Below are 23,308 nucleotides of genomic sequence, written 5' to 3' on the forward strand. Positions count from 1 at the left end.
GGGCTTTTTTGTTGCCTGTGATTCCGTAGTGCCCGCCGAAGCGATCACCGTTTCAGCCGAGGTCCTCCAGCAGCTCGCGCGCGATCATCGCGGTTGCATCCAGCAGGTCGTGACCGCTGCCGGCCCGCACCACCACCGCCAGCAGGCTACGGCCCACATCGGCATTGCCGCCGCTCAGTTCCATCTCGCCTTCAAAGCACAGATCGGCCAACCATTCATGGGCCTGCTGCAGTCCGCGCTTGCGGACGCGGCGGAACTCCGCGAGCAGCTTCGCCTGGCCGGCCTCCTCCTCACCATCGGCAAGCAGGCCGATGGCACCGCCGTGCGCCGCGCGCCAGATGGCCGGTAGCGGGCGACCGTTCGCGTCCACCACGTCCGCCGAGAACTGCGCGCAGTACATTTCGTAGCGCTTGCCCGCTGTGCTGCAGGGCACGATGCCGGCCTCGGCCAGCAGGCGTTCGGCTTCATCCAGTTTGCTGAACTTCAAGCGCAGCAGTGCAGGACGGCTCAGGTGTTGTGCCAGCGCCTGCTGGTTGGCGGTGAACCAGACGTTCCAGCCCACGCTTGCGCGGCCTTCCAGTGCGGCCTTGAAGTACTCCAGGTGTTCGACGTCCATTGCGGCCTCCTGCGCTCCCTGCTCGATTGTAGCGGGCGCAAATCCGGGCCGGTCAGGCGTCGTCGCCGGAGAGGCAATGATGTGCCTCGCGTACCAGCTGTCGCGCGGCCACGATCAGCCCGTCGGTGTGGAAGGCGCCCAACTGTTCGTCCGGGTCGCCTTCGTTACGCACGTGGGCGGGCCCGTGCCACGAATGGAAGCAGAGGGTTCCATCCCTGCGCTGTCCCGCCGCCCCGGGCAGGCGTAGTCTCAGCCCGTCGCCGTGCCCATCCACTCTGGAGTGCCACCATGCCGCTCGCCCGCATTGATCTTCGCAAAGGTAAATCCGCCGACTACCTGCAACGCGTCGGCGAAACCATCTACCAGGCCATGCGCGCGGTGGGCGTGCCGGAGAACGATCGCTTCCAGATTTTCCAGCAACATGAGCCGGGCACGTTGATCTATGACCCCGGCTACCTGGGCGTGGACCGCACCGACGATTTCATCTGCATCCAGATCACCTGGAACGAAGGGCGCACGCTGGAGCAGAAGAAGGCGCTGTACGCCGGCATCGCCGAGGGCCTGCACGCGGCGGTGGGTATCCGCCGCGAGGATGTGTTCATCAACCTGGTGGAAGTGAAGCGGGAAAACTGGTCGTTCGGGAACGGGCAGGCGCAGTACGTGAGTTGATGCGCGAAGCGCATTCACGCATGGCGTGGATCCACAGCGTGGTGGGCGTGCGCAGGGAGGGCGTGCCCATCGCTGTGGCCGGCAGCACAGCCCTGCGTCACCGTGTCGCAGGGGGTAAACCCTGAACGGGGTCCAAGGTTGGCTGCGGGTCCGTAGAATGGCCGGGTGCGTCAATCTGTCCTCCACCGCCGGTTCCAGGCCCTGGCATGGCTCGCCATGCTGCTGGTGCTGCTCGCTCCGCTGGTGAGCCGCTGGCTGGCGCACGGTCACGTGGCTGCTGCAGCACCGGTGGCCGCCATGGACCACGCGATGCACGCAGAGCATGTGCAGCACGCGATGGACGGGCACCACGACCATCACGCGATGGCGATGCCGCACGGCGAGGCCGCAAAGAAGCCACCTGCCGATCCACACGCCGATCATGAGATGGGCGTGGACTGCGATTACTGCCTGATCGCTGCACGGCTGATCACGCTGCTGGTGGCGGCAGTGCTGCTGTTGGCGCCGATGGCACCGGTGTGCCGCGCGCTGCGCGGTGCGGTGCGGGCGTTGCCGCAACGGATCAGCGGCACATTGGGAGCGCGTGGGCCGCCAGCCATGATGGCCGCCTGAGCCGCACGCGCGTTGCATTGAACATTTTTCCATGAGGTTGCCGGCCACGGCCGGTGCCCGCACGCGCGTGTTTGCCCCTTTCTGATTGCTGCCCTGCCATTGCGGGGTGGCCTTGCATGCCGTGAAAAAAATGAAAACGAACCCCAACTCCGCGCACCTGCGCCGGGCGACGCTGCCTGTCCTGTGCGCATTGCTCCTGCACGCCGCGCCCCTGCTTGCCGCCGATGCGGCACCACCGACCACGCTGGATACCGTGCGGGTGGTCGATACCCGCAGCGGTGAGCTGTCGTCCACCGCCAACGCCGGTTCCGCGCTGGGCCTGAGCGTGCTGCAGACACCGGCCAGCCTGACGGTGATTTCGCGCGAACAACTGGAGCAGCGTGGCGACAGCAACCTCAACGATGCGATCAGCCGGGCAGGTGCGATCAGTGCGATGCCGCACCCGGGCAACGGCCTGAGTGCGCTGTCCAGCCGCGGCTTCACCGATGGCGCTTCGGTGATGCGCCTGTACGACGGGCTGCGCCAGTACGGTGGCGTGGGTATCACCTTCCCGTTCGATACCTGGTCGATCGAGCGCATCGAAGTGCTGCGCGGCCCGGCCTCGGTCATCCATGGCGACGGTGCGATCGGCGGCGTGATCAACATCGTGCCGAAGAAGCCCACGCGTGGTGCGATCGAGAACGAGATCAGCGTAACCGTGGGCAGCGAGGACACCGCGCGCCTGGGCTTCGGCAGCGGTGGCGCGCTGACGCCCGAGCTGGCCTACCGGCTGGACGTGAGTGGCAACTACAGCGGTGGCTGGGTCGATCGTGGGCGCAACAGTGACGCGACATTCTCCGGTGCGTTGCTGTGGCAGCCGCGCGCGGACCTGCAGCTGACCCTCACCCATGCGCAGGGCTACCAGCAACCGATGCGCTACTTCGGCACGCCGCTGGTCGAGGGCCGCCAGCTGGAGGCGCTGCGCCACCGCAACTACAACGTGGACGACAGCCAGATCCGCTATCGCGACCGCTGGACCCAGCTTGATGCGCTGTGGACACCGAACGCGAACGTGGAATGGCGCACGCGCCTCTACCAGATCGACAGCCAGCGCGATTGGCGCAATGCCGAGGCCTATGTCTACAACCGCGCTACCGGCTTGATCGATCGATCTGGCAATACCGAGATCACCCACAACCAGGACCAGACCGGACTGACCTCGACGCTGCGCGTGCAGGGAACGGCGGGTGGCCTGCAGAACAACTTCGCGGTGGGCCTGGACGCCAACCGCGCGCACTTCAAGCACACCAACAACACCTATGCCGGCAGCTCGGGCCCGGTCGATCCGTTCGATCCGGTGCCGGGCCAGTTCGCCAGCGACGCGCCGAACCTGCCGCGCTACCGCAATCGTGCCGAGCAGTACGCGCTGTTCGTGGAAGATCGGTTGGCGCTGAGCGAGCGCTGGTCGGTGCTGGGTGGGCTGCGCCACGACCGCGCGCGCATCGACCGTACCGATCTGATCAGCGGCCAGAATGCGTTCTCGAAGACCTACAGCAGCACCGGCTGGCGTGCAGGCACGGTATTCGCGCTGCGGCCGACGCTGAGCCTGTATGCGCAGTACTCGCAGGCAGCAGACCCGGTCAGTGGGCTGCTGATGATCAGCCCGGCCAACGGCGCCTTCGACCTGGCCAAGGGCCGGCAGATCGAAGTGGGCCTGAAGCAGGCCTTCGAAGGCGGCGAGTGGACGCTGGCGGCGTATCGCATCCGCAAGACCGGGCTGCTCAGCCGCGATCCGCTGGTACCGGACCGCCGCGTGCAGGTGGGCGCGCAGACCTCGCGTGGTATCGAGGCGTCGTTGAACTGGAACGTCGCGCTGCACTGGACGTTGGATGCCAACGCCACGGTGCTGAAGGCCGAGTTCGAGGACTTCCTGGAGACCACCGGCTCGCCGCCGCTGCTGGTGTCGCGCGATGGCAACGTGCCGCCGAACGTGGCCGAACGCCTGGCCAATGTGTGGTTGAGCTGGCAGTTCGCACCGGACTGGAGCGCGGCGGGTGGCGTTCGCTATGTCGGCAAGCGCTACGCAGACAATGCCAACACGCTGGAGTTGCCCAGCTACAGCACCACTGATCTGGCGCTGACCTGGCAGGCAGCACCGCGCACGCGATTGTCAGCGCGCCTGTTCAACGTATTCGACAAGGCGTACTACGCCACCGCGTACTACACCAGCACGCAGTGGCTGCTGGGCGCGGATCGCCACGTCGAGTTCACCGTCGACCATCGCTTCTGAGGACGCGCACCATGTCGCTGCGATCCACTGCCAAGCGCTGGACCTACCTGGTGCACCGTTGGCTCGGCATCGGCGGATGCCTGCTGATGCTGTTGTGGTTCGTCAGCGGCATGGTGATGTTGTTCATTGGCTACCCGAAGCTGACGCCCGGTGAACGTCTGGCGGCATTGCCGGTGCTGCCGGAGGCCCGCGATCTGCGCGGGCTGTCGGTGCTGCCTGCAGCCGTGCAGGCTGAGCCGGAGACCGTGGCACTGACCACGCTGCGTGGCGAGCCTGCGTATGTGGTGCGCACGGGAAGCAGCGTGGGGGCGTGGTCAGCCGTCACCGGCCAGGTCCTGCTGCCAGTGTCGGCACAGCGCGCCGAAGCATCTGCGGCACAGTTTGCTGGCGGCCCGGCCTTTGTCGGTGCAATGCGCGTGGAAGGGGACCGTTGGACGCATTCGCGCGCGCTGGACGCGCACCGGCCGCTGTACCGGGTGGAGGTGGGGGGCGCACAGCCCGGTGACCTGTACGTGTCCTCGCGCACCGGTGAAGTGGTGCTGGACGCACCGCATGTGCAGCAGCGCTGGAACTATGTGGGGGCCTGGCTGCACTGGCTGTATTTCCTGCGCATGCAGTCGGTGGATCCGGTGTGGACGTGGGTGGTGATCGTGCTGTCCGCGCTGTGCACGGTGGCGGCAGTCAGCGGCATTGTGGTCGGTGTGTGGCGCTGGCGTTTCCACGGGCGCTACCGCTCCGGTGCAAAGACGCCGTACGTCGAACCGTGGATGCGCTGGCACCATCTGATCGGACTGATGGCTGCGGCCTTCGTGTTCACCTGGATCTTCAGCGGGCTGATGTCGATGAATCCATTGGGAGTCTTCAGCAGCACGCGGGAGGCGATCGATGTTGAACGCTATCGTGGCAGCTTGGTAACGGTGGATGGCGCGTTGGGTGAGCCGGCGAAGCTTCTGGCGGTGGCCGATGCTGAGCGCTTCCAACCAGTCGAGATCCAGTGGCGCCGCATCGGAGGCGAGCTGTTCGCGGTGCTGCTGGATGGGAAAGGCGATACCTGCATCGTGTCCGGCAACGATGGGCATCTGCAGGTTGCGCGGTTGCTGCCGGCCGCGTGGCTGCAGCAGAAGGCGCGTGCGCTGTCCGCTGCGCCGATGCAGGGCTTCGTGGTGCAGCAGGCAGCGGATGCCTACTTCTATCCGCGTGCACCCGAGGCCATGAATGGTGCAGCGGTACGCCGCTTCCCGGTAGCAGTTGTGGACTTCGGCGATGCCGAAGCGACGCGCGTCTATCTCGATCAGGCCACCGGCGACCCGTTGCTGACGATGGGGCATCGCGAGCGCGTGGGGCGCTGGTTGTTCTACTTCCTGCACAGCTGGGACCTGCCGGCGATGCTGCGCCAGGAAGGTGCCCGGCTGGCGGTGTTGCTGCTGCTGAGCGCTGCTGGCACCGCGCTGTGTGCCACGGCGACGGTGATCGGCTATCGGCGATTGCGGATGAAGCTGCGGCACAGGCGGCGCTGAGGCCCTGGGCTACATCCGCAGCCAACGTGTGGACACGGCCACCAGCAACAAGGCCGTGGCCACGCCGATGAAGGCGGCGATCAGGCCGAAGTGGTTGGCAGCAAAACCGATCAGTGCTGGGCCAGCAAGGATGCCGGCGAAGCCCAGCGTGGATACCGCGGTGATCGCCAGCGCACCCGGCATGCGGGTCTGGTGGCCAGCCAGTGAGAACAGCGCGGGTGCGATGTTGGCGCAGCCGAGGCCGACCAGCACATAGCCCACCAGCGACACCTGCCACGGCGTGACCAGGGTCAGCACCAGCACACCCGCGGCGGCGAGCAGCGCGCCGAACACGATCGCGCGCTCACGGCCTACGCGTGCCACCAGTGCGTCGCCGAACAGGCGCGCCACGGTCATGGTCAGGGTGAAGGTTACATAGCCGATACCGGCGAGGCTGGCATCGACGTGACGCACATCGCTGAGGAAGACCGCGCTCCAGTCCAGCATCGCGCCTTCACCGAGGAAGGCGACGAACGCCAGCACGCCGATGAACAGCACGATGCCGTGCGGCAGGGCCAGCATCGGTGCGTCGTGCGGCATGCGTTCGCTGTGCCAGTACGCCGCCGACAGCAGCATCACCAGCAGCATGGCGCCGACGCCGATCAGCACCGATGCCAGTGGCGGCAGCTGTGCGGACAACAGCACGGTCATGGTGGCCGCGCCGAGGAAGCCGCCGATGCTGAAGAAGGCATGGAAGCCGGACATCATCACGCGCCGTGCTTCGCGCTCGACGATGACGGCCTGCACGTTCATCGTGCAGTCCATCGCGCCCACGGCGGCGCCGAACACGAACAGCACCAGCCCCAGCGTCCAGGCCGAACCGGCCAGCGCCAGGCCGGGCACGGTCAGGCAGATCAGCAGGCTGCTGGCCACCATCACCCGCCGGCAGCCCAGGCGTGCGGCCAGTACACCGGACAGCGGCATGGCCAGCAGCGAACCGGCACCGAGGCAGAGCAGCACCAGGCCCAGCGTGGCGTCGTTGATGTCGGTGCGCGCTTTGGCGAATGGCACCAGGGTGGCCCACAACGCCGTGGCGAAGCCGGGAATGAAGAACGCAGCGCGGGTCGCGTGCTGTTCGGCACGCGCGCGGTTGGCAAGGGACATGGGCGGTACGGTCAGGGCGGAGTGGGGTGTACCGCGATGCCGGCTGCGCGGAAGCGCGCGGCCAGCGCCGGCGGAGCCGAGGTGGTCAGCACCAGATCGTCGATTTCATCGAGGCTGGCGATCTGCCAGTTGCCGCGGGCACCGAGCTTTTCAGTGGTGGCGGCGACGATGACGCGGCTGCTGCAGGCCACCATCGCGCGTTTCAGCGTGGCTTCTTCCGAATCCATTGCCCAGACGCCGGTGTCGCCGTCCACCGCGCAGGGGCCGGGCAGGTATACGTCGGCGCGCAGGCGCTGCACCTGCGCCAACGCTTCAGCGCCGACCGCGCCGCCACCGCTGGCCAGGCGGCCGCCGATCAGCTGCACCGAGGTGCCTTCAAGCATGCTGGCGGCGGTGGCGATCTGCGGAGCATTGGTGATCACCGTCAGGCCGAGAGCGGTCGGCAGCTGCTGGGCGATCGCCAGGTTGGTCGAGCCGGCATCGAGCAGTACCACCTGGCCCGGTTGCAGCAGCGCGCAGACGCGGGCGGCCAGTTCGGCCTTGTCGCCACGGTCGCGGGTCAGGCGCTCGCGTAGCGGGCGTTCCTTGGGGGGCGGCAGCACGGCGCCGCCGTAGACACGCTGGCACAGGCCTTGGGCGGCCAGCTCGCGCAGATCACGGCGGATCGAATCTTCGGAGACGGCATAGCGGCGCGCCAGTTCGGCGGCGACCACGCGGCCCTGCTGGCGCAGTTCCTCGAGGATCTGCAGGGTGCGCTGGGCGGGGAGGGGGCTGGGATCGGAGCTCATGACGCAAGTCTGCACGTTCGTGCATTAACGTGCAACAACGTGCATTGGGCGGGCGTGGCCACAGATCGGCTGGACTGCCGGTGAACCCGACCGCGCCAGCGTCTATGGATCGCCCTCGCGGCCCGGCATCATGGCGGGGCACCTGGCATGGAATCCACGATGTCCCCCACCGTTCACCGCAAGCTGCGCATCGGCGCGGACCAGTACACCGGCCAGAAAGTGGTCGACCAGCAGTTCTACGAATGCGATTTCTCCGGCGCTGACCTCACCGCCACCGAGTTCATCAACTGCAGCTTCTATGACGCTGAAAACCGCGCCGGTTGCCGCTTCAACGGCGCCACATTGAAGGAAGCCAGCTTCCGTAGTTGCGACATCAGCATGTGCCACTTCAGTTTCATCAAGGCGCTGGGCCTGGAGATCAGTGAGTGCCGTGCGCAGGGCGCGGACTTCAGCAACGCCAGCTTCATGAATCAGATCACCACGCGCAGCTGGTTCTGCAGCGCGTTCATCAAGAAGTCGAACCTGCGCTACGCCAATTTCTCGCGGGTGACATTGGAGAAGTGCGAACTGTGGGAAAACCGCTGGGATGGCGCGAATGTGAGCGGTGCCAGCTTCGCCGGTTCGGACCTGTCCGGTGGCCAGTTCGAGGGGATCGACTGGAACAGTGCCAACTTCACCGACTGCAACCTGACCAACTCGGAGCTGGGCGAGCTGGACCTGCGCAGCACCAATCTGCGCGGCGCCACACTGGATGTGCAGCAGGTGGTGCTGTTGATGCAGCGTATCGGCATTACCGTGGTGCCGTAGGCATCATCCGGCGTACGCCACCCAGCCCTTGAAGCTGAAGCCGGCGTAGAACAGCTCCACGTTGTCGAAGCCGGCCTCCTGCAGTAGCGCAACCTCCTGCTCGGGCGACAGCAACGGCAATCGCTCGGCAATGGCGTCGATCGCGCGCTGCGCATCGGCGTGGGCAACCCCCGAGGCTTCGGCGAACGCCGCGTAGCGCTGCAACCAGCGCAGCTTGCCGGCCGGGTCCTGCGGCACGCTGTGGTGCGCCACCACCAGCGGCGCGCCGGGTTGCAGGCGCCGGTGCAGTTCGCGCAGCGTGTGCAGGCGCTGCCCGGCATCGAGGAAGTGCAGGGTCAGCAGGCAGCTGGCACCGTCGAAGCGCGCATCGGGTGCATCGTCGATATAGCCTTCCAGCAGCTGCACGCGCGACATCAGCGGACCCAGTGTCTGCTCGGCCAGGGCCAGCATCGGCGCGGCCGGGTCTACGCCCAGCAGCTGCCAGCCCGGCTGCGCCTCGGCGAAGGCCTTCAGTTCCAACCCGCCACCGGCACCCAGCACCAGCACGCGGCCCTGCTCAGGGACACGTTCGGCCAGCAGCAGCCGGCTCATCTGCTGCAGGGCGAGGAAGCCAGGCACCTGGCGCAGCGGCGCTTCGGCATAGCGGGCCACCGCCTGCGGATCGGAGAACGTGGACATGCGCGGATTCCTGCAGCGGGGGACATACCACTGTAGCGCGGCGCGCAAGAGGCATTGCGCGCCGCTGCCGCACGGGCAGGACAGGGCTCAGGCCGCTGCGGCCTCAAGCACGTCTTCCAGCCGCACCTCGCCGAGGAATCCACCGCCGCTGGTTGCCGGCTGCTGCGCTTCGATGGCGTGGGCGAACTGCACGCCGGCGTCGTCCTGCAGGCGCTCGAACAGCTGCTGCACCCTTGGGAACTCGCGTCGATCGACCACCTGGTGATAGTCGTTCCAGCGCGCGATGCCTGCGAAGTAGGCGTCGGCAAAGCTGCGCTGTTCGCCCAGCAGCCACGGGCCCGTGCCGATCATCTGCTCCAGCGCCTGGTGGGCGTGGCGCACCTTGGTCGTGCCATAGGCACGCAGCGCCTCGCCTTCATCGCCTTCCGCATGCTCCAGTGCGTGCCAGAGCGGCGCGTAGGCACCGAAGAAACTGGTGTTGAGATAGGCCAGCCGATGGTTGAGGCGATCGAAGCCGGAGGTGCCCTGTGCGAAGCCCAGCCCCTGTGCGATGCCCTTCGCGGCCAGGTGGTTGAGGATGGCCAGGCTCTCGCTGAGCAGCTCGCCCTGCGCGGTTCGCAGGGTCGGGGTTTCGCCCAGTGGATTGAGGCGGCGGTAGTCTTCGCCCTGCACCTGGCCGGGCATCTCGATGCGGCACAGGTGATACGGCTGGCGCAGCCACTCCAGCGCAACGATGGAGCCGAACGAGCAGCCCGAGGGCACGCCGTAGAAGAGGGTCGGGGTCATGGCAGGTTTCCGGTTCGAGCCGCGACGCGGCGGGTGAGGAAAGCGTGCCAGCATGGACATTGCCGCTGAAGCCATCCGAATGGCATCCTGAAGTCCACATATGTGGACGTTGCGCATGCTCAACCTCAACGATCTGGCCCTGTTCGTGACTGCGGTGGAGCAGGGCGGTTTCGCCGCAGGCGGGCGCCATCTGGGCCTGCCGCGCTCGACGTTGAGCAAGCGCGTGGCGCTGCTGGAAGAACAGCTCCAGGTGCGGCTGCTGCAACGCAGTTCGCGCCGCTTCGCATTGACCGAGGTCGGCCAGGACTTCTTCGAGCGCGCACGCGCAGCGTTGTCTGAGGTCGAGGCCGCCGAGGCCATCGTCCGCGACCGCCAGGCCGAACCCAGCGGCACCGTACGCATCAGCGCTTCGATTCCGGTGGTGCAGGGCGAGCTCGCCGCGTGCCTGCCTGCACTGGCCCGCCGCTATCCACGGTTGCGCATCGAAGTTGAAGTGAGTGATCGTTTCATCGATCTGGCTCAGGAGGGCATCGACATCGCTCTGCGCAGTCACTTCGGTCCGCTGCCGGATTCCGGGTTGGTGCAGCGCTCGCTGGGTAGCGAGCGCATCGTGCTGGTGGCGTCCCCAGGCTATCTGGCAGCCGCGCCGGCAGTGGATACGCCCGAGCAGCTACGTGCGCATGCCGGCCTGCTGACCGCGCGTCATGCAACGCGCTGGACGCTGCACGGCCCCGACGCGCGCACCGTGCAGGTGGAGCCGCAGGTGGCGCTGGTCGGCAATGAATCGCAGCTGCTGATCGCGGCGGCCGAAGCCGGTCTTGGCATTACCGTGTTGCCACAGAGCCTGTGTACCGAGGCCCTTGCCGCTGGCCGCCTGCAGCAGGTGCTGCCGGCGTGGCATGCCGGCGAAGTGACCACCAGCGTGCTGCTGCCGCATCGTCGCGGCCAGTTGCCGGGCGTGCGCGTGGTGGTGGATGCGCTGGTCGCGCATTACCAGCTCAACGCAGCGCGCGCGCCAGTACCTGCCAGATCCTCGGGTCCTGGCACTGCGAAACGTTGAAGCGTACATAGTCAGCCGCGCGCTGCGACTGACTGAACGCGTTGCCCGGTGCCAGCACGATGCCCTCGCGCAGGCATTGCCGGGCCAGTGCGGCGGCATCGCGGCCATCGGGCAGCTGGCACCACAGGAACAGCCCGGCTTCCGGCTGCAGCCACGGCCTGATGCCCAGCGTCTGCAGCTTGCGCAGCGTGTGCCGGCGCGCATCGGCCAGGCGCGAACGCACCGATTGCATGTGGCGGCGGTAGCCACTGTCGGTCAGCGCGATGTGCATCAACTGCATCGCCAGATGGCCGCCGCCGAAGCTGGTGGCCAGCTTCAGATCGGTCAGCGCCTCGATCCACTCAGGGCGAGCGGCGACGTAGCCACAGCGCGAAGCCGCCGACAGCGTCTTGGAGAAACTGCCGACGTGGATCACCCGCGACAGCCCATCGAGCGCGGCCAGCCGCGGTGCAGGCTGCAGTTCGAAGTCGGCGAAGATGTCGTCCTCGACGATGATCAGTTCATTGCGTTCGGCCAGGCCCAGCAGGCGGTGGGCGGTGCTGGCCGACAATACGGCGCCGGTCGGGTTGTGCAGGCCCGAGTTGGTGATGTACAGCCGCGGCGTATGCGCCTGAACTGCCTGCGCGAACGCCTCCAGGTCCGGGCCGCTGTGCGTGTACGGCACGCCGATGGCCTGCACCTGGTGCGCCTTCAGCAACGCGTGGTAGTTGAAGTAACTGGGGTCATCGACCAGCACGCAGTCGCCGGGCTTGAGCAGGAAACGGCAGAGCAGATCGACCGCGTGCGTACCGGATTCGGTCAGCAGGATCTGCTCCATCGGCGCATCGATGCCCAGTGCCGCGCTGCGCCGTTGCAGCAGCTGGCGCAATGGGGGCAGCCCGAGTGGGCCGGCGTAGTCGACCAGCTGTGATGCATCGGCACGCGCCAGCCGACGCAGGCCGCGGCGCACGCCATCGTGGTACAGCCAATCGCTGGGCATCCAGCCACAACCCGGCTTGAGGTGGCCCGCGGGCGTTTCCAGCGATTGCCGCGACACCCACAGCGGATCCACCGCGCGGTCCAGCCGCGGCTCCATTTCAGCCAGCGCCAGCGGGGCGGCCGGCCCACTGACGTAGAAGCCGGATCCTGCGCGCGCACTGATCAGGCCTTCGGCCGCCAGGCGCTCGTAGGCCTCGACCACGGTCGAGACCGAGACCCCCATCGCCGCCGCCTGCGCACGTACCGAGGGCAGGCGGGAGCCGGGGCCATCCACCCGCGCACCGATGCGGGTGCGGACGGTCTGGATGACCGATTCGATGCGGGTGAGCGAACGTGGCATGGCGGAACCGTAGTGGAAGTGTGGGCAGTACAGTTACTTGCGACTGTACTGGATTGTAGCTGGGGTCGTTCCGCGCTGGATGCTTCCATACAGGTCCAGCCGGGCATCGTCCGGCACCTTCAGGAGTACAGGCGTGGAACGGTCGGCGAGTGGTTGGATCAATGGCTTCATCGGTGTAGTGATCTTCGCGGGCTCCCTGCCGGCCACCCGCTTGGCGGTGCTGCAGCTGGACGCCGGATTCGTCACTGCTGCACGCGCGACCATTGCCGCCGTGCTCGGCCTTGGCCTGCTCCTTCTGCTGCGCCAGCCGTGGCCGCGGCGCAATGACCTGCCAGGCCTGGTGGTGGTCAGTCTGGGGGTGGTGGTCGGCTTTCCGCTGTTGACCGCGCTCGCGCTGCGGCATGCGTCATCGGCACACACCATCGTGTTCCTCGGCCTGTTGCCATTGAGCACTGCGGTATTCGGCGTGCTGCGCGGCGGCGATCGACCGCGCCCGGCGTTCTGGTTGTTCTCGCTGCTGGGCAGTGCCTGCGTGGTCGGCTATGCGGTGCGCAACGGCATCGAGGCGTCGTTGCAGGCCGACCTGCTGATGCTGGCGGCGATCGTGGTGTGCGGGCTGGGCTATGCCGAGGGCGGTCGGCTCGCCCGCCATCTGGGTGGCTGGCAGGTGATCAGCTGGGCGCTGCTGCTGGCCTTGCCGGTGATGCTGCCGCTGACAGTGCTGATGCGTCCGGCCTCGTTCACTGCGGTCGGTGCCTCGGCGTGGTGGGCACTGGGCTACGTGGCGGTGTTCAGCATGCTGATCGGCTTCCTGTTCTGGTATCGCGGTCTGGCGCAGGGCGGTATCGCCGCCGTCGGCCAACTGCAGCTGCTGCAGCCCTTCTTCGGCCTGGCCCTGGCCGCGCTGCTGCTGCACGAAGCGGTCAGCCTCAGCATGGTGCTGGTGACCGTGGTCGCGGTGATCTGCGTGGCCGGCGCGCGCCGCTTCAGCCGCTGAACGAAAAAGGGGACGGAGGGGATTAAGTCGTAATCGGTCCTACTGTGCCTGAAACGACTTAATCCCCTCCGTCCCCTTTTCCAGTGATAGCGCGGGCGTATCGTGCGCTGTGGTCAATGGTATTGGCCGCAACCTGGGGGCATGGCCGAAGCTGTGCAGATGCAGCCGATTTCCCGAATTTCCTTTGAAGGCCAGGTGGGCCTGGTGACGGGTGCCGCCGGTGGACTGGGCCTGGCCTACAGCCGCCTGCTGGCCGAGCGCGGTGCACAGGTGCTGATGCATGACGTCGGCGCCGGTACCGACGGCCGCGGCGCCGATCCACAGCGCATCCTGCGCAGCGTCGAAGCGCTGCAGCGGCAGGGTTTGCCGGTGCAGGCCGCAAGCGGTCCCATCGACCATCGTGGCGGTTGCCATGCGCTGGTGCAGGAACTGCTGCAGGCGCATGGCCGCATCGATTTCCTGATCCACAACGCCGGCTGGGTCGAGTACCAGACGCTGGAAGCGATCGAGGACGAGGCGCTGGAGCAGATGCTGTGCCTGGCCGCGAAGACGCCGCTGTGGCTGGCGCAGGCGGCGTGGCCGGCAATGCGCGCGGCGGGCGGTGGGCGCATCGTCATCACCACCTCCGATCGCGCGCTGTATCCGCAGTACGCACAGCGCGGGCTGTCCGCTTACGCGATGGGCAAGTTGGGGGCGCTGGGACTGGTCAATGTGCTGGCGCTGGAAGGCGCCGAGCATGGCATCGTGGTCAACGCGGTTTCGCCGGTGGCAAAGACGCGTATGTGGGGCATCGACGGCGAGCCCGACGAACTGCATCCGGACGCGGTCGCGCAGGGCGTGGCCTATCTGACGTCCACGCGCTGCCAGGACGGCGGCTGGGTGCTGCGCGCAAGCAATGGCCAGTTCCACGCACTGCGCCTGCAGGAGGCCGAGCATGTGGCGTATCCGCGGGATCTGCGCGCGGTCAGTGCCGACAGCATCGAGTCGGTGGCGCTGCAGTGGCCGGCCATCGCCCGCGCCAGCGTCGACGTGCGCGGCTGAGGGCGTACCCTAGGCGGGTTCCCACTGCCTGCATCGAGATGATCGACCTGCGCCTGCTTCGCCAGTTCGTGGCCGTGGCCGAAGAGCTTCATTTCCACCGCGCCGCAGCCCGCCTGCACATGTCGCAGCCGCCGCTGACCGCGGCAATACGACGCTTGGAAGACGAACTCGGAAGTGAACTGATCGTGCGCGGCAACCGTACCCTGGGCCTGACCGTGGCCGGGCAGACGCTGTTGGTGGAGGCGCGGGCAACGCTGCAGCAGGCCGAGCAGGCATTGCAGCGCACGCGCGAAGCCGCCGCCGGACAGTCCGGCAGTCTGCGCGTGGGCTATGTGGGCAGTGCGCTGTATGGCCGGTTGCCGGGCCTGATCCGCCGCTTCCGCCAACAGTACCCGCAGGTGCAGCTGCATCTGCAGGAAGCGACCTCGCGTCAGCAGCAGCTGTGGCTGCGTGAGCAGCGCATCGATGTCGGCGTGCTGATTCCACCGATTCCCGCCGCCGAGCTGGTGCTGTACGACTTCGACCACGACCGCCTGGCGATTGCGCTGCCGCGTGCACATGCGCTGGCCAACGCGCCGGAGGTCAGCGTGGCGATGCTCGCCGATGAGCCGTTCGTTTCATGGCCGGCTGGAGAGGGCATCGGCTTCCACGCGCAGGTGTTGGGTCTGTGCACCGCGGCGGGCTTCACCCCGCGCGTGATGCAGGAAGCGCAGGGCATGCACGCGGTGCTGTCGCTGGTGGCGGTGGAGGCGGGCGTGGCGATCGTTCCGGCCAGCATGGCCAGCTTCCGCCCGCAGGAGATCGTCTATCGCGTGCTGGAGAGCGAAGCCGCCCGTTTCGCCCTGCAGTTCTGCATGAGGCCGGAACAACCGTCGCCGGTGCTGCGCAATTTCCTGCAGACGGCGGGCACCAACTGATTCTGTGGAGCTGCTATGCCTCGTCGCCGCGGAACAGGTTGGCAACGGCGTAGTCGATGAACACCCGCAGGCGTGCACTGGGATGGCGCCCACCGGGCCAGAGCAACGAGAACTGCCCCTGGTGCGTGGGCAGTGCTGGCAGTACCTGTTGCAGGCGGCCATCGGCCAGCGCATCGGCTGCGAGGAAGTCAGGCATCCAGGCCAGGCCCATGCAACCGATCGCAGCGGCCAGTACGGCCTCCATGTTGTTGCAGGTCATCGCCGTGGGAAGGCGCGCGCCGGCATCGCCTTCGATACCCGGCAGCTGCCACGGGTGCAGCTTTCCGGTGGTCGGGTAACGGAAGCGCAGCGCGGTATGCAGGCGCAGCTCGCTCACATCACCGGGAATGCCATGGGCCTGCAGATAGCCCGGCGCCGCACAGAGGATGAAACGGAAGCCGCCCAGCCGCCGTGCGGTCAGGCTGGAATCGGCCAGTTCACCGCTGCGTATCACCGCGTCGAGGCCTTCGCTGACCACGTCGACGATGCGGTCGTTGAAGTCCAGCTCCAGCTGCACCTGCGGGTAGCGCTGCTGGAACCCCGGCAGTACCGGCAACAGGAAGCGGTAGCCGATGGTGGGCAGGCCGATGCGCAGCAGTCCACTCGGGGCGTGCTGTCGCTGCGCCAGATCCGCCTGCGCTTCGGAAAGTTCATCCAGTGCCCGCCGGCAGCGCTGCAGCAGCAGTTCGCCTTCGTCGGTGAGGTGCACGCGGCGGGTGGTGCGCTGGAACAGGCGCGTGCCGAGTTCCTGTTCAAGGCGGGCGATGCGCTTGCCCACGGCCGACGCGGACAGGCCGAGGACGCGAGCGGCGCCGACGATGCTGCCTGCTTCGGCGGTACGGACGAAGGCCAGCAGGGCAGAGATGGAATCCATGCGGGGCATGATTACGGAACATTAGGCCGCAATCAACGTACATCGAGCCTGTTTTTCTGGAATAGCGGCCTGTCCATCATCAATGCCCCTGATGGATGGAGGCCCACATGGCCCCGGTTTCGATGCTCTCCGTACCTTCCCACACGCAGCAGCGGTGGGCGCTGCTTGCCGTCTGCCTGGCTGCACTGGCGCTGCCGTTGTCCTTCTCGGCCGGTGCGGTCGCGGTGCCGGCGCTGGCCCGTTCCGCGGCGTCGTCGCCGACCGCGCTGGCGTGGGTGACCAACGCGTTCATGCTCACCTTCGGCAGCCTGCTGCTTGCTGCCGGTGGCCTGGCCGACCGCTATGGCCGACGACGGTTGTTCCTGCTGGGCACGGCAGGCTTCACCGTAGCCACGGTCGTCGTCTGCCTCGCGCCCACGCTGCTGTGGCTGGATCTGGCGCGCGGGCTGCAGGGCGTTGCCGCTGCAGCGGCGTTGGCGTCCGGCACCGCTGCGCTGGCGCATGCCTGGCAGGGCCCGGTGCGTGCCCGTGTGTTCGCCCTGCTGGGCACCACATTCGGTGCGGGGCTGGCGCTGGGGCCGCTGCTCGCGGGTCTGCTGTTGCAGGCATTGGGATGGCGCAGTGTGTTCGCCGCGGGCGGTGTACTGACGCTGGCGGCGTTCGCCGTGGGCGCGCGCGCGTTGTCCGAAAGCCATGGCGAACGCGGGCGGCTGGATGTCGGCGGCATGCTGGGTTTCAGCCTGATGCTGGCGGCGTTGACCCTGGCCCTGCTGTGGCTGGGTGAATTCGGCCTGCATGCCATGCACGTGCAACTGGCGCTGTTGGCGACGCTGATGCTGGGCGGGGTATTCGTCTGCATCGAACGGCTGCACCGCTCACCGTTGCTGGACCTCTCGCTGTTCTCGCAACCGGCGTTCCTCGGTGTCCAGCTGCTGCCGGTCGCAACCTGCTTCGGCTACGTGGTGCTGCTGGTGGTGTTGCCTCTGCAGCTGCTGGGCGTGAATGCACAGAGCGCGACATTGGTCGGGCTGCAGATGCTGGCCCTGTCCGCGCCGATGCTGGTGCTGCCGATGCTGGCCGCGCGCTGGGCGGAACGCGTTGGAAGTACGCGGCTGTGTACGCTGGGCCTGCTGGTCTGTGCCTCTGGGTTGTACCTGTTGTCGCGCCACGCATCGCATCCGTCGCCGTCGCAGTGGGTGCCGTTGCTGATGCTGATCGGCGCTGGAACGGCCTTGCCGTGGGGCCTGATGGATGGGCTGTCGGTCAGTGTGGTGCCGGTGCAGCGTGCGGGCATGGCCGCCGGCATCTTCGGAACCGTGCGGGTGGCCGGCGAAGGCATCGCATTGGCCGCAGTCACGGCCTTGCTTGCGCTGCTGATCGGCCACCAGCTGCAGGGAGCATCGCCGGCATCGTTGGCGCGTGCCGGTGCCTATCTGGCCACGGGGGCGCAGGCACAGGCGCAGGCACTGCTTCCGGCGATGAGCGGCGCACAGCTGCAGGAGGCCAGTGCCGAGGCGCTGGCGATACTGCTGCGTGTCCTGGCGCTGCTGACCGCCGCATGCGCGGTGCTGTTGCACCTGCTGCTGCAGCGGCCAGCGTTGGCCGTGATCAGAACCGATAGCTGATGGTGCCGGTCACCACGCGCGGGTAGCCGGCGAAGCAGTCGCCAAAGGTGCGGCACGGCGCGCAGTAGCGCTTGCCGGTGAGGTTGGTGATGTTCAACGCCATCGTCCAGTCGGTCACCTGCACTTCCAGCAATGCATCGGCCAGCGTGTAGCTGGGCGTGACGATGCGCCCGCCATTGCCCAGCGACACCGTGTTGCCGACATGGCGCACGCCCAGGCCCAGGCGCAAGCGTGCGGCATCATCCAGCTGGAAGCCCTTCGACACCCAGGCCGAGGCCAGGTCCTGCGGGGTGTCGTTGAGGCGCTGGCCTACTTCCAATGCGAAGTTGCTGCGGCTGACCTCGGCCTCGTTGCGCGCAACGGCAGCGGTGATTGTGAGGTCGTTGGCGAACTGGAACTGCCCTTCCAGCTCCACGCCCTTGGAGCGGATCTGCCCGGTCTGCACCACGTTCAATACGTTGTCCGGGTCGTTGGTCTGCCGGTTGGTTTCGGTGATGCGGTACGCCGCCAGCGTCAGCAGCAGGCTGCGCGCCGGTTGCCACTTGATGCCGGCCTCGGACTGGCGGCCGCGCATCGGCTTGAAGGCGCTGCCGAACAGATCCTGGCCGGACACCGGCAGGAACGATTCGCTGTAGCTCAGGTAGGGCGAAACGCCCGCACCCAGTTCGCCGATCAGCCCGGCGCGGTAGGTGGTGGCATTGTCGGTCTGGCTGGGCTGGCCTTCGGTCTTCGAGCGTGCATGGTCGCGGCGCGCGCCCAGCACCAGCGAGATGCGGTCGGCCCAGCGGATCTGGTCCTGCACATAGACACCCAGCTGGGTGGAGGTCTGGTCCGGCTGACGATCCCAGCCACGCACGATCGGCGCGACCGATACCGGGGTGTAGATGTCGATCGGCGTGCCGGTGGCGTCCAGCCGCTGCAGCTGCTCCTTGTATTGGCTGTAGTCCACGCCGGCCAGCAGCAGATGCTGGAAGGCACCGGTGGCGAAGTCGAACTGCAGCGCATTGTCGGCGCTGAAGATCTGCACGTCGGGGCGGGTGCCATAGGCCGTGCGGTTGACCACGCGCCGCTCGGCGTCGATGAAGGGATCTTCCGGACTGCTGTAGCTGTCCACGTACATCTGCTGCAGGGTGGTCCTGCCATCGATGTAACGCACTGCCGAGCGCAGGCTGAGCGTGTCGTTGAAGCTGTGGTCGAACAGCGCGGTCAGGCTGTAGACGCGCGAGTCGATGCGGTCGAAACCGGGATCGCCGATGAAGGTGGACGGGTCGAGGCGGCGTCCGGGCGCTGCAAGCAGGGTCGCGGCCAGCGGCAGGAACTGCTGGCTGGAGCCGGTCTTGTCATGCTGATAGCTGGCCAGCAGGGTCAAGGTGCTGCGTTCACCGCGCCAGCTGATCGACGGTGCCAGATAGACGCGGTCATCCTTCAATACATCGGTCTGCATGTTCGATTCGCGCACCAGCCCGACGAAGCGGCCGGCAACCGTACCGGCATCGTTCAATGCGCCGCCGATGTCACCCTGCAGCTGCCTGCGGTCGAAACTGCCGAGCTGCACGCCGACCTCGCCGTTGAGGGCGCCGAAGGTCGGGCGCTTGCTCATTGCATTGATGATGCCGCCGGTGGCGCCGGCACCATACAGCACCGAGGACGGGCCGCGCAGCACTTCCACCCGCTCCAGGCCATAGATTTCCGGGCGGGCGAGGGGGCTGAAACCGTAGCTGCGGCGCAGGCCATCCTGGTACTGCACCGGGTCCAGCCCGCGCACCGAGGTCGCATCGTTGCGGGTATCCAGCCCCCACGCATCGGCGGTGACGCCGGCGCTGTAGCGCAGCACTTCCTGCAGGTTGTGCGCGCCGCGATCGGTGAACAGCTGCTGGGTGACCACGCTGATCGCCTGCGGCGTCTCGGTCAGGGCGGTGTCGGTCTTGGTCGCGGTGCTGGCCCGCTCGGCCACCACCGTTACCTTGTCCAGGGTGCGCGCCGCCGGGGTGTCCTGGGCCTGGGCGATGGCCGAGGCCAGCAGGGTGGGCAGGGCGAGCGTGTACAGCAGCGGACGCGACGGCAGAGCGGGCATCGGGAGTGATCCGGGAAGGGCGGTGACGGCGGATTATCCGGATGCCCGCCCACAAATACAAATGATTCCCAAGTGCGATTGGGGCGCCCTGGCCCGGCGTCAGGGCAGGCCGTCCGTCGCGCCGCGGATGCTCATCCAGGCACCGCCACCGGGGGCGCTGCCGGCGCGGACACGGAAGCCGTGCAGGCCGGCAATGGCGGCCACGATCGACAGGCCCAGGCCGAATCCAGGCCCCTGGCCGGCGCTGCTGCCACGGAAGAAGCGCTGGTAGATCAGCGTGCGGTCCTGTGGCGGAATGCCCGGCCCGTTGTCGATCACATCGATCCTCGGGGCGCCGTGATCATCGACCGCACGCAGCAGGATACGGCCGTGTGCAGGGGTGAACTGCAGGGCATTGGACAACAGGTTGGCCAGCGCTTCGAACAGCAGCTCGCGGTCTCCACGCAGCGGGCCCACCTTCGGGTCCACCTGCAGCTCCAGCAACTGCTGCTTCTCTTCGGCCAGCGGCAGGTAGAACTGGTGCAGTTCCTGCAGCAGCTCAGAGACGTCGACCGCGTCGAAGGCCGAACGTCGCTGGTGACTCTCCAGTTCCGACACCCGCAGCAGCGCGGCGAAGCGCGCCATCAGCATGTCAGTCTCGGCCAGCGCCTTGTCCAGTGGATCGGCATGCGGGTCCCGTTCGTCCAGGCCCACGCGCATGCGGTAAAGATGCGCGCGCAGGCGGGTCAGCGGCGTGCGCAGATCGTGGGCGATGCTGTCGCACACGCCTTTGACCTCGGTCATCAGCTGTTCGATGCGTTCCAGCATGGCGTTGACGATGCTCGACAGCCGATCGATCTCGTCGCGACGGCTGGACACCGGCAGGCGCTGGCCGAGGTCGCCGGCAACGATGCGGTTGGTGGCCGCTTCGATCTGCTGGATACGTTTCAACGGGCGCCGACGCAGCAGATGCCAGCCCACCAGGCCGGGAATGACGGTCAGCGATACGCCCCACAGCAGCGCATCGAGGATGATGCTGTTGACCGCCATGAGCTTGCCATTCTGGCGTACGAATACCAGCGTGCGGCCATCGCGGGTCACCACGCCGAGCGCACTGCCGCCGTTGTCGTGGCGGCCATCGGCCAGCGTCCAACCGTCCACCGCATGCGAGTTGCCATCCAGCGGCAGTCCCTCGGGGATCGCTGTCAGCGGACCCGCCATCGGCATGCCGCCCTTGTCGAACAACCCATAGGTATAGACCCGGTGCAGATCGAAGCGCTGGCTGTCGCGCAATGCTTCATCCAGTGCCGGGCCGTCGAAGCTCATGAACAGGTGCGCGCGCTGCTGCAGGCCCGATTCGGTCAGGTCACTCAGGTAATCCGAGATGCGCCAGTACATCACGCCCAGCAGCAGGCTCGACCACGCCACGAACAGGGTGCAGTACAGGCCCAGCAGTCGGCTGCTGGAAGAGCGCCAGTGGTCAGGATTGCGCGTCGAAGACATAGCCGGTTCCCCGTACGGTCATGATCGGCTGCGGCCGGCCGGGTTGTTCGATGCGCTTGCGCACGCGGCCGATATGCACGTCGATCAGGTTGGTACCCGGATCGAAGTGGTAGCCCCAGACTTCCTGGAACAGCATGCTGCGGGTGACCACCTGGCCGGCGTTGCGGACCAGGAATTCGAGCAGCTTGAACTCGGTCGGCAACAGCGCGATTTCATGCCCGCCGCGTCGCGCCGAACGGGCCATCAGGTCCAGTTCCAGGTCACCGGCGCGCAGCACGTTGTCGATGGCGCCAGTCGGGCCCTGACGCCGGATCAGCACTTCCACACGTGCAGCCATCTCGTCCGAAGCGAAGGGCTTGGTCAGGTAGTCGTCGCCACCGGCGCGCAGGCCACGCACGCGTTCATCCACGTCCGACAGCGCACTGATCATCAGTACCGGCGTGGTGATGCCTTCACGGCGCAAGGTGGTGACCAGGGCCAGCCCGTCGATGCCGGGCAGCATGCGGTCCAGGGTGATCACCGCGTAGTCACCTGCACGTGCCAGCGCCAGGCCGTTGCTGCCGTCGCTGGCCAGGTCCACGTCGAAGCCGTGGCTGCGCAGTTCGGTGGCGATCTCCTCGGCGGTGACAAGATCGTCCTCGATGGTGAGTACGCGCGGCATGGGCCAGTGTGCAGAGTGGGACAGGGGCATCCTCGCAATCGTGGGCAGCGACTGCAAATGAAAAATGTTTCATGCGCCATTTAGCAGGATCGTGCCGCCACGTCTTCTATATTCGGCGCCGAACGCTCCCCCACGCGTGGAACCTGCAGCCGATGATCCTTCCGAACCCCTCCCGTCCGTACCGTGCCTGGCGGCTGCCGCGAACCGCGGGCCTGCCGCTGCTGGCGCTCGCCCTAGTGGGGCTGCTCAGCGCCTGCGGCAAGGACGCGCCCAAGCCCGGCGCGACGACGCCTGAGGTGACGATACTGACCCTGCGCAGCCAGCCGCTGGCACTGCAGCAGGAACTGCCTGGGCGCAGCGTTGCCTCGCAGGAATCGGACGTGCGTCCGCAGGTGGATGGTGTGCTGGTGAAGCGGTTGTTCGAGCAGGGCCAGTGGGTGAAGGCCGGGCAGCCACTGTTCCAGATCGAGCCCGCGCTGTACCAGGCGGCGCTGAACGAGGCGCAGGCCAACCTGAAGACCGCCGAGGCCGCTGCGGTGACCGCGCGCCTGCGGGCGCAGCGCATGCAGGCGTTGGGCAAGGACCAGCTGGCCGCGCGCCAGGACGTGGACGATGCGATCGCCAGCGACCAGCAGGCTGCCGCCGCGGCGCAGGCCGCACAGGCCGCGCGTGACACGGCCAGCACACGGCTGGGGTTTGCCACGGTGACCTCGCCGATTGCCGGGCGCATCGGCCGCGCGCTATTCACGCCGGGGGCGCTGGTCACCTCGGGCCAGGCCGATCCACTGGCACGGGTGCAGCAGATGGACCCGATGAACGTGGACATCACCCAGTCCAGCAATGAGTACCTGGCACTGCGCCGCGCCATCGCCGACGGTGGCGTGCAGGCCGATACAGCACCGGTGCGGCTGCGCCTGTCCGATGGCACCGACTACCCGCTGCCCGGCACGCTGGAATTCGCCGACGTGGACGTGCAGCAGGAGACCGGCAGCATCACCCTGCGGGCGCGTTTCCCCAACCCGGATGGGCAGCTGCTGCCAGGCATGTACGTGCGCACGCTGGTGGGGCAGGGAACCCGCCAGCAGGCGCTGTTGGTGCCACAGGCGGCGGTCGACCGCAGCCCCAAGGGCGAGGCACAGGCGTGGCTGGTGGACAAGGACGGCAAGGCCCGGCTGCGCCTGTTCCGCACCGCGCGTGCGGTGGGCGATCAGTGGCTGGTGCTCGATGGCCTGGCCGCCGGTGAGCAGGTGGTGGTAGCCGGCGCGCAGGGCTTGGCCGATGGCATGACGGTACGGGTGAAGCCGGCACCGGCACCGGCCGGGAAGGACTGAGCAG

At 67.5% G+C, this 23,308-nt stretch carries 21 protein-coding genes; 11 read left to right on the forward strand and 10 right to left on the reverse strand.

Annotated features, from left to right (window positions below; all coding sequences use genetic code 11):
- Nucleotides 1–52: 52 nt before the first annotated feature.
- Nucleotides 53–616, reverse strand: a complete 564-nt coding sequence (locus ACSYS9_RS04780; protein WP_071228029.1) for a hypothetical protein — start codon at nucleotides 614–616, stop codon at nucleotides 53–55.
- Between the two features lie 288 nt (nucleotides 617–904).
- On the opposite strand from ACSYS9_RS04780, the gene ACSYS9_RS04785 reads away from it, so the two are divergent.
- From ACSYS9_RS04785 to ACSYS9_RS04800, 4 genes are all read left to right on the forward strand, one after another.
- Entirely contained in the window at nucleotides 905–1,285 is a 381-nt protein-coding gene (locus ACSYS9_RS04785) for a tautomerase family protein (RefSeq protein ID WP_049400651.1), read from the forward strand.
- 216 nt (nucleotides 1,286–1,501) lie between these two features.
- Nucleotides 1,502–1,897, forward strand: coding sequence for a DUF2946 family protein (locus tag ACSYS9_RS04790; protein ID WP_071228030.1), 396 nt, complete (start codon nucleotides 1,502–1,504; stop codon nucleotides 1,895–1,897).
- A 130-nt stretch (nucleotides 1,898–2,027) separates the two neighbouring features.
- The gene (locus ACSYS9_RS04795) at nucleotides 2,028–4,166 is read left to right on the forward strand and encodes a TonB-dependent receptor (RefSeq protein ID WP_071228031.1); all 2,139 of its coding nucleotides are present in this window, start codon (nucleotides 2,028–2,030) and stop codon (nucleotides 4,164–4,166) included.
- Nucleotides 4,167–4,177: 11 nt separating this feature from the next.
- The gene (locus tag ACSYS9_RS04800; protein WP_071228032.1) at nucleotides 4,178–5,683 is read left to right on the forward strand and encodes a PepSY domain-containing protein; all 1,506 of its coding nucleotides are present in this window, start codon (nucleotides 4,178–4,180) and stop codon (nucleotides 5,681–5,683) included.
- Nucleotides 5,684–5,692: 9 nt separating this feature from the next.
- On the opposite strand, the gene ACSYS9_RS04805 is transcribed toward ACSYS9_RS04800, so the two are convergent.
- Both ACSYS9_RS04805 and ACSYS9_RS04810 read right to left on the reverse strand, forming a co-directional pair.
- A complete protein-coding gene (locus ACSYS9_RS04805; RefSeq protein WP_071228033.1) occupies nucleotides 5,693–6,826 on the reverse strand; it encodes an MFS transporter in 1,134 nt (377 codons plus the stop codon).
- 11 nt (nucleotides 6,827–6,837) lie between these two features.
- Nucleotides 6,838–7,614 carry a DeoR/GlpR family DNA-binding transcription regulator gene (locus tag ACSYS9_RS04810; protein ID WP_049400656.1) on the reverse strand — a complete coding sequence of 259 codons (777 nt, stop codon included), beginning with the start codon at nucleotides 7,612–7,614 and terminating at the stop codon, nucleotides 6,838–6,840.
- Nucleotides 7,615–7,773: 159 nt separating this feature from the next.
- Between ACSYS9_RS04810 and smqnr the strand changes: the two genes are divergently transcribed.
- Nucleotides 7,774–8,421: a SmQnr family pentapeptide repeat protein gene (gene smqnr / locus ACSYS9_RS04815; protein WP_071228034.1), complete on the forward strand. Its 648-nt coding sequence runs from the start codon at nucleotides 7,774–7,776 to the stop codon at nucleotides 8,419–8,421.
- Nucleotides 8,422–8,424: 3 nt separating this feature from the next.
- On the opposite strand, the gene ACSYS9_RS04820 is transcribed toward smqnr, so the two are convergent.
- Entirely contained in the window at nucleotides 8,425–9,099 is a 675-nt protein-coding gene (locus tag ACSYS9_RS04820; RefSeq protein ID WP_071228035.1) for a class I SAM-dependent methyltransferase, read from the reverse strand.
- Nucleotides 9,100–9,186: 87 nt separating this feature from the next.
- A complete protein-coding gene (locus ACSYS9_RS04825) occupies nucleotides 9,187–9,885 on the reverse strand; it encodes a glutathione S-transferase family protein (RefSeq protein WP_071228036.1) in 699 nt (232 codons plus the stop codon).
- A 115-nt stretch (nucleotides 9,886–10,000) separates the two neighbouring features.
- On the opposite strand from ACSYS9_RS04825, the gene ACSYS9_RS04830 reads away from it, so the two are divergent.
- The gene (locus ACSYS9_RS04830) at nucleotides 10,001–10,945 is read left to right on the forward strand and encodes a LysR substrate-binding domain-containing protein (protein ID WP_071228088.1); all 945 of its coding nucleotides are present in this window, start codon (nucleotides 10,001–10,003) and stop codon (nucleotides 10,943–10,945) included.
- Here the strand turns inward: ACSYS9_RS04830 and ACSYS9_RS04835 are convergent.
- Nucleotides 10,884–12,263 carry an aminotransferase-like domain-containing protein gene (locus tag ACSYS9_RS04835; RefSeq protein WP_071228037.1) on the reverse strand — a complete coding sequence of 460 codons (1,380 nt, stop codon included), beginning with the start codon at nucleotides 12,261–12,263 and terminating at the stop codon, nucleotides 10,884–10,886. The two genes, ACSYS9_RS04830 and ACSYS9_RS04835, sit on opposite strands and share 62 nt — an antisense overlap.
- Nucleotides 12,264–12,396: 133 nt before the next feature.
- Here ACSYS9_RS04835 and ACSYS9_RS04840 point away from each other — a divergent pair, with 133 nt between their 5' ends.
- The 3 genes from ACSYS9_RS04840 to ACSYS9_RS04850 all read left to right on the forward strand — a co-directional run bounded on the left by ACSYS9_RS04840 (nucleotide 12,397) and on the right by ACSYS9_RS04850 (nucleotide 15,218).
- Nucleotides 12,397–13,260: a DMT family transporter gene (locus ACSYS9_RS04840; protein WP_049421562.1), complete on the forward strand. Its 864-nt coding sequence runs from the start codon at nucleotides 12,397–12,399 to the stop codon at nucleotides 13,258–13,260.
- 141 nt (nucleotides 13,261–13,401) lie between these two features.
- Entirely contained in the window at nucleotides 13,402–14,301 is a 900-nt protein-coding gene (locus tag ACSYS9_RS04845) for an SDR family NAD(P)-dependent oxidoreductase (RefSeq protein WP_256200912.1), read from the forward strand.
- A gap of 38 nt (nucleotides 14,302–14,339) precedes the next feature.
- Nucleotides 14,340–15,218: a LysR family transcriptional regulator gene (locus tag ACSYS9_RS04850; protein ID WP_071228038.1), complete on the forward strand. Its 879-nt coding sequence runs from the start codon at nucleotides 14,340–14,342 to the stop codon at nucleotides 15,216–15,218.
- A 13-nt stretch (nucleotides 15,219–15,231) separates the two neighbouring features.
- Here ACSYS9_RS04850 and ACSYS9_RS04855 read toward each other — a convergent pair whose 3' ends face one another.
- Nucleotides 15,232–16,131, reverse strand: a complete 900-nt coding sequence (locus ACSYS9_RS04855) for a LysR substrate-binding domain-containing protein (protein ID WP_071228039.1) — start codon at nucleotides 16,129–16,131, stop codon at nucleotides 15,232–15,234.
- 107 nt (nucleotides 16,132–16,238) lie between these two features.
- Here ACSYS9_RS04855 and ACSYS9_RS04860 point away from each other — a divergent pair, with 107 nt between their 5' ends.
- Complete coding sequence (locus ACSYS9_RS04860) at nucleotides 16,239–17,756, forward strand: MFS transporter (protein WP_071228040.1); 1,518 nt, start codon at nucleotides 16,239–16,241, stop codon at nucleotides 17,754–17,756.
- On the opposite strand, the gene ACSYS9_RS04865 is transcribed toward ACSYS9_RS04860, so the two are convergent.
- The 3 genes from ACSYS9_RS04865 to ACSYS9_RS04875 all read right to left on the reverse strand — a co-directional run bounded on the left by ACSYS9_RS04865 (nucleotide 17,740) and on the right by ACSYS9_RS04875 (nucleotide 21,973).
- On the reverse strand, nucleotides 17,740–19,830 hold the full coding sequence (locus ACSYS9_RS04865) for a TonB-dependent siderophore receptor (RefSeq protein ID WP_071228041.1): 2,091 nt from the start codon (nucleotides 19,828–19,830) through the stop codon (nucleotides 17,740–17,742). The two genes, ACSYS9_RS04860 and ACSYS9_RS04865, sit on opposite strands and share 17 nt — an antisense overlap.
- Before the next feature lie 99 nt (nucleotides 19,831–19,929).
- Entirely contained in the window at nucleotides 19,930–21,312 is a 1,383-nt protein-coding gene (locus tag ACSYS9_RS04870) for a sensor histidine kinase (protein WP_071228042.1), read from the reverse strand.
- A complete protein-coding gene (locus ACSYS9_RS04875; RefSeq protein WP_071228043.1) occupies nucleotides 21,290–21,973 on the reverse strand; it encodes a response regulator transcription factor in 684 nt (227 codons plus the stop codon). Before ACSYS9_RS04875 ends, ACSYS9_RS04870 begins: the two co-directional genes overlap by 23 nt.
- A gap of 152 nt (nucleotides 21,974–22,125) precedes the next feature.
- Between ACSYS9_RS04875 and ACSYS9_RS04880 the strand changes: the two genes are divergently transcribed.
- Complete coding sequence (locus ACSYS9_RS04880) at nucleotides 22,126–23,304, forward strand: efflux RND transporter periplasmic adaptor subunit (protein ID WP_071228044.1); 1,179 nt, start codon at nucleotides 22,126–22,128, stop codon at nucleotides 23,302–23,304.
- The last annotated feature ends 4 nt before the right edge of the window (nucleotides 23,305–23,308 follow it).

Origin of the sequence: Stenotrophomonas sp. STK17_22 (assembly GCF_051983905.1) — a bacterium.
GTDB lineage: Bacteria > Pseudomonadota > Gammaproteobacteria > Xanthomonadales > Xanthomonadaceae > Stenotrophomonas > Stenotrophomonas maltophilia_A.

What these genes read in the sequence shown, in the direction of transcription:
- ACSYS9_RS04780 (WP_071228029.1), bottom strand. Translation starts at nt 616, where the DNA reads ATGGACGTCGAACACCTGGAGTACTTCAAGGCCGCACTGGAAGGCCGC.
- ACSYS9_RS04785 (WP_049400651.1), top strand. Translation starts at nt 905, where the DNA reads ATGCCGCTCGCCCGCATTGATCTTCGCAAAGGTAAATCCGCCGACTAC.
- ACSYS9_RS04790 (WP_071228030.1), top strand. Translation starts at nt 1,502, where the DNA reads ATGCTGCTGGTGCTGCTCGCTCCGCTGGTGAGCCGCTGGCTGGCGCAC.
- ACSYS9_RS04795 (WP_071228031.1), top strand. Translation starts at nt 2,028, where the DNA reads ATGAAAACGAACCCCAACTCCGCGCACCTGCGCCGGGCGACGCTGCCT.
- ACSYS9_RS04800 (WP_071228032.1), top strand. Translation starts at nt 4,178, where the DNA reads ATGTCGCTGCGATCCACTGCCAAGCGCTGGACCTACCTGGTGCACCGT.
- ACSYS9_RS04805 (WP_071228033.1), bottom strand. Translation starts at nt 6,826, where the DNA reads ATGTCCCTTGCCAACCGCGCGCGTGCCGAACAGCACGCGACCCGCGCT.
- ACSYS9_RS04810 (WP_049400656.1), bottom strand. Translation starts at nt 7,614, where the DNA reads ATGAGCTCCGATCCCAGCCCCCTCCCCGCCCAGCGCACCCTGCAGATC.
- smqnr (WP_071228034.1), top strand. Translation starts at nt 7,774, where the DNA reads ATGTCCCCCACCGTTCACCGCAAGCTGCGCATCGGCGCGGACCAGTAC.
- ACSYS9_RS04820 (WP_071228035.1), bottom strand. Translation starts at nt 9,099, where the DNA reads ATGTCCACGTTCTCCGATCCGCAGGCGGTGGCCCGCTATGCCGAAGCG.
- ACSYS9_RS04825 (WP_071228036.1), bottom strand. Translation starts at nt 9,885, where the DNA reads ATGACCCCGACCCTCTTCTACGGCGTGCCCTCGGGCTGCTCGTTCGGC.
- ACSYS9_RS04830 (WP_071228088.1), top strand. Translation starts at nt 10,001, where the DNA reads ATGCTCAACCTCAACGATCTGGCCCTGTTCGTGACTGCGGTGGAGCAG.
- ACSYS9_RS04835 (WP_071228037.1), bottom strand. Translation starts at nt 12,263, where the DNA reads ATGCCACGTTCGCTCACCCGCATCGAATCGGTCATCCAGACCGTCCGC.
- ACSYS9_RS04845 (WP_256200912.1), top strand. Translation starts at nt 13,402, where the DNA reads ATGGCCGAAGCTGTGCAGATGCAGCCGATTTCCCGAATTTCCTTTGAA.
- ACSYS9_RS04850 (WP_071228038.1), top strand. Translation starts at nt 14,340, where the DNA reads ATGATCGACCTGCGCCTGCTTCGCCAGTTCGTGGCCGTGGCCGAAGAG.
- ACSYS9_RS04855 (WP_071228039.1), bottom strand. Translation starts at nt 16,131, where the DNA reads ATGGATTCCATCTCTGCCCTGCTGGCCTTCGTCCGTACCGCCGAAGCA.
- ACSYS9_RS04860 (WP_071228040.1), top strand. Translation starts at nt 16,239, where the DNA reads ATGGCCCCGGTTTCGATGCTCTCCGTACCTTCCCACACGCAGCAGCGG.
- ACSYS9_RS04865 (WP_071228041.1), bottom strand. Translation starts at nt 19,830, where the DNA reads ATGCCCGCTCTGCCGTCGCGTCCGCTGCTGTACACGCTCGCCCTGCCC.
- ACSYS9_RS04870 (WP_071228042.1), bottom strand. Translation starts at nt 21,312, where the DNA reads ATGTCTTCGACGCGCAATCCTGACCACTGGCGCTCTTCCAGCAGCCGA.
- ACSYS9_RS04875 (WP_071228043.1), bottom strand. Translation starts at nt 21,973, where the DNA reads ATGCCGCGCGTACTCACCATCGAGGACGATCTTGTCACCGCCGAGGAG.
- ACSYS9_RS04880 (WP_071228044.1), top strand. Translation starts at nt 22,126, where the DNA reads ATGATCCTTCCGAACCCCTCCCGTCCGTACCGTGCCTGGCGGCTGCCG.